Source organism: Bacillota bacterium (assembly GCA_013314855.1).
Taxonomy (GTDB): Bacteria; Bacillota; Clostridia; order Acetivibrionales; family DUMC01; genus Ch48.
Map to the genome: position 1 here is coordinate 22,672 of JABUEW010000004.1, position 12,781 is coordinate 35,452.

Here is a 12,781-nt window from a genome sequence, read left to right on the forward strand (position 1 = left end):
CCTGGAAAATATTGGGCATCATTGACAAACAATAGATAAGGATGTATAATATTCATAAAGTGGTACAAGGCTTATAAATAAGGCAAAACTTATAGAAAAAAGCTGAATCCTCTTTGAAGAAAGAGGTACGGAGGAACCTTATTTGAGGGGTTAATCTGTTCCGGTACATATCGTGGTTTACACGTGGACTTTCAGGAATGGTAGGGTGCCTATTACCGAACCCGTCAGCTAACTCCGGAAGCTTAAATAGGAGGACAAAAACAAAATGTACAAATTAAGCAAGACCAACAAATTTACCAAAGTAAAAATGCCTTTAAGTGTTTTTACAGTCGTTCTACTTTTTATCCTTTATTCTCCCATTATATATGCAGATACCCTGAAAGAAGGAATAGTTAATGTCGAGTACCTTAATGTAAGGCAAAATCCCAGTACATCAGCCACAATTGTAGGTCAGCTTTTAAAAGATACTGAAGTGAAAATCAATGATAATTCTGGTGACTGGTATAATATTACATTTAACAATCTGACAGGGTGGGTATATGGAGATTACGTTACGGTAAAAGAAGCCTCAACGTCATCTTCCGGTGAATCTCCAAAACCTACAGGTTCTACTGGGGAAGAAGATAAGAAAACCGGGGTGGTAACGGCTACTGTCCTTAATGTAAGGGAAGGAGCCGGGACTTCTACAAAGGTAATAGCTCAACTGAACAATGGTATGGAAGTCAAAATCCTAGAAGAAGATAATACCAAAGACGCATTCTGCTGGTATAAGGTAAATTATGGAAACATAAATGGTTGGGTGTCTGGTGAGTACATATCATTTAAAAATGAGCCTATTGATGAAGGGGTCGTCAATGTCAGTGTTGCCAATGTCAGGAGCGGCCCAAGTTTAACCTCCGGTGTTGTTACCCAGCTAAAGAGCGGCAGTAAGGTCAATATTTATTCTTGGTATGGCGAGTGGTATAAGATAAAATTAGAAGATGGAAGTTTTGCCTGGATATTTGGAGAACTGGTAACTACAAGAAAGTCCTTGTTACCGAGAAGCAGTCTTGCCTCCAGAGGTGGAGCAACCGGTGGAGAGAGTTCCAGTTCCCTGGGACAGCAGATTGTAAATTATGCAAAGAAATTCCTCGGTGTTAGGTATGTATGGGGAGGGACAAGCCCTAACGGTTTTGATTGTTCTGGCCTTGTACAGTACGTCTTCAGGCAGTTTGGAATAAGTTTGAATCGTGTTGCTGCAGATCAGGCAAAACAGGGCACTAAAGTTACCAGAGCACAGTTGAAACCTGGGGATTTGGTTTTCTTTAATACTGATTCCGACAGTGTTATTGATCATGTGGGCATATATATAGGCAACAACCAATTCATTCACGCATCTAACGGAAGGGGCAAGGTATTGATAGACCCGCTCAATTCCGGCTATTATAATGGGAGACTTGTGACAGCAAGAAGGATAGTAAATTAGGCGACAAAAGCACTAGAATAAGGAAAATGAAGTAGAAAAGTAAGTATTTAACCATTAACGATAAAAATACCCCGAAAAGGGGTATTTTTTTTATGTTTTTATGGTAGAAAAATATATAATTTTATGATATTATATACATATATTACATAAAATTACAATACACATGCTTTGTGTAGGGGGAATAATGAAAAGATATTTGGTTTTGTTTTCCATAGCTCTTATTATTGGAATTTTATCTGCAGATCTTACCCAATCTCTTAAATTTATCATTATTACTCTGAGCATTCTTTGTATATTAATAAGCGTTTTAATTTATAAGGACAGGGCGCTTCTTTTTCCTTTAACGGGAATATTCGTTTTCTTTGCAATCGGTGCTTTTGAATACCTTTATATGGACAATGTAATTACACGAAAGTTTATAAATTTTAACGAGCAACAGGTTATTGTTCAAGGTGTAATATGTTCAAAACCCGAATATAAAGATGCGAATACCGAATATAAGGATGGGAGGATACGCTGTGAAATGGTTACCTACCAGGTTTCCTTCCTAAATAAAGAAAATGCCGGTGCTTCGCTAAATAAAGGAAATGCCGATACTTCTCAAACTAAAAATAAAGAAAGAATATCTAAGGGAAAAATCCTCTTAACAATATACGGGCAGGACCTATTATTAGAGTACGGCAGCGAAATAGAAGTAACAGGGGTCCTTACCATTCCTAACAAAAGAAGAAATCCCGGGAGTTTAGACTACAGAAGGTATCTGGCAGGTTCCGGAATATCTGCAACAATATATACCAAAAGCAGCAATGTTAAAACCGGTAATACAAGGGATGAAGGCATTTTATTAAGAACAGGCCATATAGTGAGGGAGAGAATTATAAAAGTTATAAACTTAAGCTTGCCCGAAAGACAAGCTCCCCTCCTGAACGCAATGTTGACCGGTTACCGTGGAGAGGTTCCTGATGAACTGCAAGAGAATTTCAGCGACTCAGGTTTAATCCATATTATGGCTGTGTCGGGACTCCACGTCGGATTTATTATGCTTCCCTTTGTGTTTGTTTTCAATAAACTTGGCTTAAAAAAGAAGATTGCCAACCCAATCGTTATACTGGTTCTTTTAATATATGTACTGATAACCGGTCCTCAATCCTCGGTGCTCCGTGCGGTAATAATGGCCGTAACTGTACTTATTGGCCAGATGATATGGAGGGAGCCTGATACACTAACAAGTATTTCTTTTGCTTCCATTTTGATTTTGCTGTGGAGACCTCATATGCTTTTTAATGTCGGTTTCCAATTATCTTTTGCGGCTACTGTATCAATTGTTCTATTCAATAAAAACATAAAAGAATTTCTGAAGTCTAAGTATATTTCTGACAATGTTTCAAGTATCCTGGCAACAACCCTGTCAGCCCAGGCAGGTATTTTACCCATAACAGCGGTGTATTTCAACAAAGTGTCTCTCATTTCTGCCTTTTCCAATCTTTTAGTTGCGCCTATTACAGGGATTATAATCATGCTGGGGATGGCAATGGCTGGATTGGGCCAAATATACATCCTCTTTTCCCGGATAATAGGGTATATTAACACAGTTTTGCTTACATTTGTAATTTTTGTTTCAAAAACTGCAGGAAATCTACCTTTTGCTATGTTAAAAGTTGTTACCCCTTCAATTCTTCTTATAACGGTATATTATATCTTAATATGGTTCTTATTCTGGTTTAAACCCAAGTATAAGGTTAAAATAAAGCCGGAATACTACATCATTGCATTAATGTTCATTATTGCCTTTACTCTAATAGCAAACTTGCTTCCAGGAGAAATGGAGGTTGTTTTTTTGGACGTAGGTGAAGGTGATTCTGCATTCATAAGGACCCCTTCGGGAAAAGCTGTTTTAATAGATGGAGGGGGTAAAAAAGGAGACAATTTCGAAGATGGAACTAATGTGGGTAATAAAGTGGTAATACCCTTTTTACTTGAATTTGGAGTAACAAAACTTGATATGGTAGTGGTGACTCATGCCCATGAAGACCATATTAATGGTATTATGCCGGTACTGGAGGAAATAAAAGTTGAAAATGTGATCATTCCGGATTATATTATCGATGATGAGTTTGATAAATTATTGGATATTTGTAGCCAAAGGAAAATAAAAGTCACCTATGTCAGCAAAGATAATTCCATAAATCTTGGTAAAGATACATATATAAAAATACTCAACCCCCCTAAAGACACAAAAAAAGGAGAACTGTCTTTAAATAATAGCTCTGTTGTGTTAAAATTATATTATAAAGATATGGAAATTCTTTTTTCCGGGGACATTGAGAAAGAAGTGGAAAATAGAATTATAGAGAGCATGCCCGATGATATCAAAGCTGATGTTTTAAAAGTGCCTCACCATGGATCTCTTACTTCTTCAACACAGGAATTTCTTGAGCTTGTGGGACCGAAAGCTGCAGTAATCAGCGTGGGGAAAAACAATTACGGCCATCCTTCAAGTGATGTTTTAGACAGGTTGGCCGGAGTTGGGGCAAAAATTTTCCGGACCGATTTGAATGGAGCGGTAATCTTGAGGTCAAACGGAAAAATCATAAGGATAAAGGTGATGTGTAAAGATGAGTCTTGATGTTTTAAAAACACAAATAAAAAATAAGGATATCAAATCCCTATACTTGTTCTATGGGCCTGAGGAATACCTTAAAAAATACTACATGGGAAGTATAGAGGAAATAATATTAGAAAAAAGCACCAGGGCTTTAAATAAAATTGTGATGGAAGATAAGGTAGAAGTTTCTAAAATTATAGATAATTGTGATACCTATCCCGTTTTTTCTCAAAAAAAGGTGGTTGTAGTTAAAAACTCCGGCCTGTTTAAAGGAAGCGAAGGAAGTAAAGAAGATACCGGGAAACTTATAGATTACATGAAAAACATACCTCCATTTACGTGCCTTATTTTTTATGAAACAGAGGTGGACAAGCGTCTTCGCATTTATAATGCGATTAAAAAAGAAGGCCTAATAGTTGAGTTTCCTTACCAAAAGTCATATGACTTGGCCAAATGGGTGGTAAAGGTAGCAAAAGCAAATAAAAAAGAAATAAGTATGGAAACTGCTTCAATCCTGGTTGAGAAAAGCGGGCAGGAAATGACGGAAATACTGAATGAAATAAATAAACTAATTGTCTATACCGGAGAAAAAAAAGTTATTGAAAGTGAAGATGTAAGGGAAGTGTGTAATACTTCCATAAAAAGCAAAATATTCGATTTGACAGACGCAATTGTGGAAAAGGACATAGCCAAGTCATTGAAGTATCTTGACGACATGATTACTTTGAGGGAGCCGGTGCCTATAATTATATATATGATTGCAAGGCAGTTTAGGCAAATACTGGAGGCAAAAATCCTTGCCGGAAGTGGAGCAGGTTTGAAAGAAATCGCATCAAAGTTGAAAGTTTCGCCATATATTGCAGGCAAGATACAAAAACATGCAGAACAATTTTCTTTTCAGTGGCTTAACAGGAGCATCCAAGATATCTTTGAATGTGATGTTGCAATTAAAACAGGGAAAATGAAAGATAAAACGGCGGTAGAACTGTTAATTGCGAAACTGGTAGGATAGAAAAAAACAAAAATAAATAAAACGTACATTTGTACGTTTTATTTATTTACTGTAGTATTAACTGTGATGTTGGCTGTATTAAAAGCTTTTGTGAGCTTGGATTTATTTCTTGCGGCAGTGTTCTTGTGTATTACATTTTTAGCCGCTGCTTTATCTAATGCTTTTATTGCATTTTTAAGAAACTCTGCAGCCTTAGGGTCGTTATTTTGAATTGCTATCTTGCATTTTTTAACTGCTGTCCTTAATGCGGACTTTCTCATGGCATTTATTAATCTTTTCTTCTCCGCAATTCGTACTCTCTTTATTGCTTTCTTGGTATTAGGCAAGCTGTTTTCACCCCTCCCGATAATTAATGAACGGAGTAAATTCTATCATGAAAAAAAGTAAATTTCAAGAGGAATGCAAAAAATAAATTAAGGAAAAATAAAAAGGAGTAAATTAACTAACCAGCACAATATGTTAAATTAATAAAGAGCGGAAAGAAAGGAATGGTAAGATGGAACAAATAAGAAATGTGGTTACGGATTTGGCAATAGAACTTCGTGAACTGGTAAAGGAACGGAATGCAAAGCAAGTTCCCCCTAAGGAAGAAGAGATACCGGGAGTTGAGGTAACAAATGCCGGTACGGAGGAAATTAAAATATCAAGAGTAAAAATCAACTCTATCCAGGGACAAAATGCCCTTGGGAAACCCATGGGAAACTATATTACAATTGAAGTTCCGGGCATAAAATATAACGATATGGACTTATATGAGAATACATGTAAGGCATTAGCTACAGAACTGGCTGGGATACTTAATCTTAAGGAAAAGTCTACGGTTTTGGTAGTAGGGCTTGGAAATTGGAATGTGACCTCTGATTCTCTCGGTCCAAAAGTTGTTTCAAAATTAATGGTAACAAGGCACCTGGTACAATATGTACCTGAGGAAGTAGAACAGGGAGTAAGGCCGGTGTGCGCAATAGCTCCCGGAGTATTGGGGATTACCGGAATAGAGACAGGAGAAATTATAAGAGGCATAGTTGACAGGATAAGGCCTGATTGTATTATAGCAATTGATTCTCTTGCATCAAGAAGGCTCGATAGGGTAAATACAACAATACAAATTGCAGATACAGGCATATCCCCGGGATCAGGAGTAGGCAATAAAAGGATGGACCTTTCCAGGGATACATTGGGAGTACCCGTTATAGCAATAGGTGTACCTACAGTTGTTGATGCGGCCACAATAGCTAATGATGTTATAGACCTTGTCCTGGACAGTTTTATAAACCAGGCTGAGCAGGGAACCCAATTTTACAATATGCTTAAGAGCATAGACAGAAATGAAAAATACCAACTTATACAGAAAGTATTGGACCCGTATACGGGGAATTTAATTGTTACTCCGAAAGAAATAGACGAGGTTATTGAAAGGATAGCAAAAGTGATTGCCAACGGGATTAATATTGCTGTCCACCAGGGAATTACTCTGGATGATGTTAACAGGTATTTGCATTAAAAACTGTTGACATCAATTTAACAAATGATTTATAATAAAACTAATTTAATAAAGTCGGATGATTGATGGGGGAGAGATATTCCTTAAAGCTTTGGAAGCAGAGGAATACACCGAAGGAGTTGCACTCTCAGGTAAAAAGACCTCGTCAGGACGGACCTCTGGAGAGACCGTTGTCGGCGCCGAAGGGGCAAGGCTTAAAATGGGCCAATCTCTCAGGCAAAAGGACAGAGTGGGTTGCTAAAAGAAAATGCAATATGCATTTTGTCATACTTGGTTTACTACAGAGGTCATGTTCCGTAAGGACTTGACCTTTCAATTTATTATTAAAGCGGTAGGTTTGCACAACTGATTAAACTAAAAAGGGGAGGTTTTGTATTTATGAGGATTATTGTAACAGATAAAATGGCAGAAGACGGAATTGAATATTTAAGGGAGAAAGGGTTTGAAGTTGATACCAGGTTTGGCATTTCCCCTGAAGAGCTGCTCCAGGTAATTGAAAACTATAATGCGATTATTGTAAGAAGTGAAACAAAAGTAACAGAAAAAGTTATCGAAAAGGGAAAGAATCTTAAGGTTGTAGGTCGAGCCGGGAACGGCATAGACAATATAGATGTTAACGCCTGTACAAAAAGAGGCATCCTGGTTGTAAATACGCCTGAAGGGAACATAATGGCGGCAGCCGAGCTAACGATAGGCATGGCATTTGCCCTGTTCAGGAATATACCCCAAGCCTATATGGCAGCTAAAAATAAGGATTTCAGAAGGAATAGGTTTGTAGGAAATGAACTCGATGGTAAAGTTGCAGGCGTTGTGGGACTTGGAAGAATTGGTTCAATTGTAGCTTCAAAACTGAAAGCCCTGAATATGAAAGTTATTGCCTATGACCCTTTTGTTACCGACGAGCGGTTTGAAAAGATGGGAATAGTAAAATGTGAAACCCTTGAAGAGTTAATGAAACAGGCTGATATGATTACCGTCCACATTCCAAAGACGGACAAAAGCCAGGGGCTCATAGGAGAAAAAGAGTTGAAATTATGTAAAAAAGGTGTCAGGATAATAAATGTGGCAAGAGGTGGTGTTATTGATGAAAAAGCGCTGTACAACGCCCTGAAGGAAGGCCGTGTTGCAGGAGCTGCCATAGACGTTTTTGAAAAAGAACCTAATTTCAACAAGAAACCGGAAGAACAGGATTATACCAACCCATTGCTGGAGTTGGACAACGTTATTTATACTCCTCATCTTGGGGCATCAACAGAAGAGGCAAACCATAATGTAAGCCTCGGGGTTGCTAAACTTATTGAAGGTGCATTAAAAGGCGAAGTAGTTGCTGCAGTCAACATGCCCCCAATTAAAGCTGACAATTTGAATGGCATAAAACCCTACGTAGAAATAGCTGAAATACTAGGGAAAATATATTACCAGGCAGAAAAGAATACCGTGCACAAAATAGAGGTTATATACAGCGGGGATCTTGCCCAAAAAGACACAAAACTTATATCTCTTTCAGTTTTGAAAGGTTTTCTTGAACATGCAGGTAAAGATACGGTAAATTATGTAAACGCCGGGTATATTGCAAAAAGCATGGGCATAGAAATGGTAGAAAGCAAAAGCACAAACCTGGACAAATACACCAACCTTATAACTGTTAAGTTTGTTACCAGGGAAAGGGAACTCAGTGTATCGGGTACCGTATTTGCAAAAGAAGAAATAAGGATAGTAGATTTCTTCGGATATAAACTCGACTTTGAACCGACACCCTATGTTATTGCTATCCAAAACATAGACAAACCCGGAATTATAGGAAGAATCGGTACCATCCTCGGCGCAAATAATATTAATATTGCAGCTATGCAGTGGAGCAGGAACAGGAAGAGCGACAACAAGGCGGTAGCTTTTGTAAGCGTAGACTGTGAAGTGCCGGATAACATCTTGCAGCAGTTAAGGCAAATAGACGGTGTATTAAAAGCAACAATGCTCACTTTTTAGTGAAGCTCACTTTTCAGGAAAGCGCAACAGATTGTTGACAATGAATTTTAATGGCGGTTAAAGAATATTTGGCACAAGCGGAAAACAATAAAAAAACGGGAAACAAACAAGAAAGAGGCAGCAATAGTTACTATGGTGACGGCAACTGTTTTTATAATGGGGCTGGTTGTGGGGAGCTTCCTTAACGTATGTATCTACCGCATACCGCGACGTGAATCGGTGGTTGCGGGCGCTTCGCATTGCCCTGATTGCGGCAGAAAAATAAAATGGTATGACATGGTGCCTGTCTTAAGCTATATACTGCTAAAAGGCAGGTGCCGTTTTTGCAAAAACAGGATATCTTTAAGGTATCCTGTTGTCGAATTTTTAAACGGGATAACCTGGCTTACCCTGCACATTATCCTAGGCCTTTCGGTATGGTTTGTGTTAAGCTGTATTGTTGTGTCTTGTATGTATGTCATATTTTTCATGAGGAAGGATAAAACAATGGGAGAGTAAAAATTATGTCTTTTTTTATAATAAAATAGAAAGAGTGATCAAAAAATATTTGTTTACATTTTGCAAGATATGATATAATATAATTGGAGGAATTTAATATAATAGTAGTAAAATAGGTAGGGATTACTATTAAATTTATTTTTTAGGGGAGGTCAAAGCTATGATTAACAAATTCATGAAAGGATTCAAAAAGAACAAGAAAGGTTTCACCCTGGTTGAACTTATGGTAGTAGTTGCAATCATCGGTATACTTACGGCGATAGCCGTGCCCATCTACACAAATTCACAGCAAAAGGCCAGGGAAGCTGCGGACGCAGCAAATGAAAGGATCTTGAAGGGTGCTGCAGCCATGTACCTAGCGGATGAAGGCTTGCCGACCAGCGACGAAGTATGGGACGGTACCGCTGGTCAGAATTGGGAAGATTACCTGGAATCCTGGCCCGAGTGCCAAGTAGATACTACCAAGAATTTCAAAGTAACTATTGGTACTGATGGCTCAATAACTGTTGAGCAAGTAACTCCATAAGAACAATACGATTAATTTTTCTTACTAATTCCAGGTATGACATATATATTGAAAGCATGACTTATTTAAGCTTTATATGCCTTGCGTTACTTTATCATGAGAAGACATGCATATTACAAAGGGAGTAAATGATTACTCCCTTTGTAAACATGGAGAGCAAGGAAATGTTGTTTTCTCATATTTGTGTTACATTTTTTATGTTATATTCTTGTTGTTTATGGCAAAAGCTTAGTGCCATATTTATTTAATATTTGATTTTTTGATTTGATAATAGTGTAATTTATAAATAATGTTATTGTATAAAAAATATTAATTAAATTAAAAAATATAAAAATATATTGATTATAAAGGTTGATTATAAAGGGGAAAGAACATGCCTGCCGATTGGGATGGGAACAATATTCCTAGTGGTTTTAAAAGCAAAATTGTCCAATTTTTTAATAAAAATAAACTTCTTGTATATGCCTTACCGCTATTAATTATCCTTATCGTCGTATTAATAATTTTGTACTCGAATAGAGGTATCGGAGGTAATATCAAAGACCGCCCTGCTGGCGGGGAAGCTTTAGATACGGGGCAGATTGGCAATTTAATTGAAGAGATAGAAGATAAGGTCGAAGTACTCCCAAACGTAGTCCGTCCGGTTGACCAGCAACAGCAAACTGCTGCACAGGCAGCTGAAAAATCCGACGATGCGGTATTGTATAACCCGTTTGAACAGCCAATGGTGCTTTCTGGGATATTGTATGCTGAAAACGGAAACAGTGTTGCTATTATAGAAACAAGTGAAAAGTCATATATTGTAAGAAAAGGTGATAGTGTAGGTACAAGCTGGAAAGTGGAAGAAATAACCGACAACACGGTGGTTTTAAAAGCTGGAGAAAAGGAGACCACGTTAAGCATATTGAAAAATGAACATATTGAAAAATGAAATACAATACAATAAAATAAAATAAAATTAGTAAAAAAGCAATAAAAAATACAGAAACAAAAGATAAGGTGACACATTCAATGCAATCGATGCAACCTAAGACACATTGGTTGAGGTGGAAAGTTGTTAAGATGAGAAAAACGAGGAAATCAACGTTCAAAGCTAGAAAAAGGAAGAAAATACTCAATACGATAGGAATAATCATCCGTATTTTCCTTTGTATTGTTTATATAACCTATTTTATGACAGCAGTAACAGCAGAAACCGTTATAAAGCCTCTTATTTGGAATAACACGTCATCGGAAACAGCATCGACTGTTTCGAAGATAAATAATGCAAGTACTGTGGCTAGTAGAATTGATACTTCAGGTATTTCTAATAAATCTTCTTTAGAAACGATCAGCAAGACAGCATCCGATAAAATTTCTCTCAATGTGGAAAATGCCGATATAAGGGATGTACTCTCAGCAATTGCGCTCGGACTGGACTTAAACATAATTTTTATGGAACAATCACAAAGGGTATCTTTCCGGATAAATAATGTGACATACCTTACGGCTCTCGAATATTTATTGAAGAGCAACGGCTTGGACTACCTGGTAAATGACAATATTATTATTGTAGGCAAGAGCGAAACGCTGCAAAATGACTTTTTTAACAAGCCACTTCTTGCAAGGTTTGATTTGAATTAGTATAGTAACCTTACCGGGCTTTGTTGGATGCTTGTAATGAATGTGAGATCCGACACTCGACTTTCGCACCCAGCCGTCGGCTGTTACTATTTTCTCCAATTCTCGAAATGTCATGCACAACACCCCTTGCATTAATATTATATCTTTTGATACGTACAGTGTCAATACGTATTAAATTGGCCCAGGTACATTTTCTTTCTATGACCCATTATATTCCGGAAAGATGCCACAGGTCTTAAAGAGCCTGTAAATTCACTTCGGGGCAAATCAAACTCACTCCTCGTCGGATTAACAGGCTCTACAAGTCTTTCGCACTATTTCGCTCATTATATGGGTCATGTGCAAAAAATGCGCCCCGCCGCAAGGACCTGGTTGTAATATTATTGAAAATACTATATAATTAAATTGGAAATAGAGCATGGAGAGGAAAGCAATCTAATATGGATAAAGAAATGATTGTAGCGAAAATAAAAGATTACTTTAATAGTACGAAAAACATTAGTGCTGTGTATTTATTTGGTTCAGTTGCAAAAAACAAGAACAGAAAAGATAGCGACATTGACATTGCGGTATTATTCTCCGAAGGTATGGATATGGTTGAAAGATTTGATGAAAAATTGAGGATTGCTTCCGAACTTGAAAGTATATTTCATACAAAAGTAGATGTAATAGACTTGGAAAGCGCTGACCTGTTTTTTGTTCATAAAATTATGGAGGAGAAAATATTGATTGTTGACATGGAAGTAAATAGAAGAGTTAAGTTTGAAGTTGCACAGCGAAGGAATTTTTTCGATAGACAATACTTTTATAAGCTCTACCATGAATGTGCCATGAAGAGATTGGAGGAAATGGAGTAATATGGTGGATGTAAACGTAGTTCAGCGACGTTTGGTAGCATTGGAAGAGTACATAAATGATTTATTGGAAGTGAAAAATGAAATAAATTGGGATGTTTTTTCAACCGATAAAGTAATTAGAAGATATGTAGAACGTACGTTACATATGGCAGTGGAGGCCTGTTTAGATATAACAAATCATATAATTTCATATGAAGGTTATAGAGAACCCAGAGATAATAAAGATAGTTTTGAAATTTTAAAAGAACAGGGCATGATTTCAGAAGAATTAAGTGTACAGTTAAAAAAGATGGCTCAATTTAGAAATGTCATTGTACATGATTACCTTAGAATCCAGCCTGAAATTGTATATGCTATATTAAAAAAGAATGTTCCGGATCTCATAAGATTTGCAAAAAGTATAAAGAGCAGATTTATTGATTAATAAAGAAGCAGCCAGCCTTTGATCTTTTCGGAAATCTTTCAATCCTGGAAAATATTGGGCATCATTGACAAACAATAGATAAGGATGTATAATATTCATAAAGTGGTACAAGGCTTATAAATAAGGCAAAACTTATAGAAAAAAGCTGAATCCTCTTTGAAGAAAGAGGTACGGAGGAACCTTATTTGAGGGGTTAATCTGTTCCGGTACATATCGTGGTTTACACGTGGACTTTCAGGAATGGTAGGGTGCCTATTACCGAACCCGTCAGCTAACTCCGGAAG

At 37.1% G+C, this 12,781-nt stretch carries 13 protein-coding genes and 1 riboswitch; of the genes, 10 read left to right on the forward strand and 3 right to left on the reverse strand.

The features are described from left to right. Positions 1–265 precede the first annotated feature (265 nt). The 3 genes from HPY74_01265 to holA all read left to right on the forward strand — a co-directional run bounded on the left by HPY74_01265 (position 266) and on the right by holA (position 5,082). Complete coding sequence (locus tag HPY74_01265) at positions 266–1,465, forward strand: SH3 domain-containing protein (protein NSW89306.1); 1,200 nt, start codon at positions 266–268, stop codon at positions 1,463–1,465. A 184-nt stretch (positions 1,466–1,649) separates the two neighbouring features. After that, a complete protein-coding gene (locus HPY74_01270; protein ID NSW89307.1) occupies positions 1,650–4,091 on the forward strand; it encodes a DNA internalization-related competence protein ComEC/Rec2 in 2,442 nt (813 codons plus the stop codon). Continuing rightward, complete coding sequence (gene holA / locus HPY74_01275) at positions 4,081–5,082, forward strand: DNA polymerase III subunit delta (GenBank protein NSW89308.1); 1,002 nt, start codon at positions 4,081–4,083, stop codon at positions 5,080–5,082. The genes HPY74_01270 and holA overlap by 11 nt, the downstream gene beginning before the upstream one ends. A 38-nt stretch (positions 5,083–5,120) precedes the next feature. On the opposite strand, the gene rpsT is transcribed toward holA, so the two are convergent. Continuing rightward, the gene (gene rpsT / locus HPY74_01280; protein NSW89309.1) at positions 5,121–5,408 is read right to left on the reverse strand and encodes a 30S ribosomal protein S20; all 288 of its coding nucleotides are present in this window, start codon (positions 5,406–5,408) and stop codon (positions 5,121–5,123) included. A gap of 170 nt (positions 5,409–5,578) precedes the next feature. Between rpsT and HPY74_01285 the strand changes: the two genes are divergently transcribed. The 5 genes from HPY74_01285 (at position 5,579) to HPY74_01305 (ending at position 10,524) form a co-directional block, all read left to right on the forward strand. Then, positions 5,579–6,583: a GPR endopeptidase gene (locus HPY74_01285; protein NSW89310.1), complete on the forward strand. Its 1,005-nt coding sequence runs from the start codon at positions 5,579–5,581 to the stop codon at positions 6,581–6,583. Between the two features lie 148 nt (positions 6,584–6,731). After that, positions 6,732–6,821, forward strand: a riboswitch (glycine riboswitch). Between the two features lie 140 nt (positions 6,822–6,961). Continuing rightward, positions 6,962–8,569 (forward strand): phosphoglycerate dehydrogenase, encoded by a 1,608-nt coding sequence (locus HPY74_01290; protein NSW89311.1) that lies wholly within the window; start codon positions 6,962–6,964, stop codon positions 8,567–8,569. A 132-nt stretch (positions 8,570–8,701) separates the two neighbouring features. Further along, the gene (locus tag HPY74_01295; protein NSW89312.1) at positions 8,702–9,067 is read left to right on the forward strand and encodes a prepilin peptidase; all 366 of its coding nucleotides are present in this window, start codon (positions 8,702–8,704) and stop codon (positions 9,065–9,067) included. Between the two features lie 175 nt (positions 9,068–9,242). Continuing rightward, positions 9,243–9,593: a prepilin-type N-terminal cleavage/methylation domain-containing protein gene (locus tag HPY74_01300; GenBank protein NSW89313.1), complete on the forward strand. Its 351-nt coding sequence runs from the start codon at positions 9,243–9,245 to the stop codon at positions 9,591–9,593. Positions 9,594–9,966: 373 nt separating this feature from the next. Continuing rightward, the gene (locus HPY74_01305; GenBank protein ID NSW89314.1) at positions 9,967–10,524 is read left to right on the forward strand and encodes a hypothetical protein; all 558 of its coding nucleotides are present in this window, start codon (positions 9,967–9,969) and stop codon (positions 10,522–10,524) included. A gap of 235 nt (positions 10,525–10,759) precedes the next feature. On the opposite strand, the gene HPY74_01310 is transcribed toward HPY74_01305, so the two are convergent. After that, complete coding sequence (locus HPY74_01310) at positions 10,760–11,107, reverse strand: hypothetical protein (protein NSW89315.1); 348 nt, start codon at positions 11,105–11,107, stop codon at positions 10,760–10,762. Beyond that, on the reverse strand, positions 11,094–11,330 hold the full coding sequence (locus HPY74_01315; protein NSW89316.1) for a type II toxin-antitoxin system HicA family toxin: 237 nt from the start codon (positions 11,328–11,330) through the stop codon (positions 11,094–11,096). The genes HPY74_01310 and HPY74_01315 overlap by 14 nt, the downstream gene beginning before the upstream one ends. Before the next feature lie 326 nt (positions 11,331–11,656). Here HPY74_01315 and HPY74_01320 point away from each other — a divergent pair, with 326 nt between their 5' ends. Both HPY74_01320 and HPY74_01325 read left to right on the forward strand, forming a co-directional pair. After that, positions 11,657–12,073, forward strand: coding sequence for a nucleotidyltransferase domain-containing protein (locus HPY74_01320; GenBank protein NSW89317.1), 417 nt, complete (start codon positions 11,657–11,659; stop codon positions 12,071–12,073). Between the two features lies 1 nt (position 12,074). Then, complete coding sequence (locus HPY74_01325; GenBank protein ID NSW89318.1) at positions 12,075–12,497, forward strand: DUF86 domain-containing protein; 423 nt, start codon at positions 12,075–12,077, stop codon at positions 12,495–12,497. Positions 12,498–12,781 lie beyond the last annotated feature (284 nt).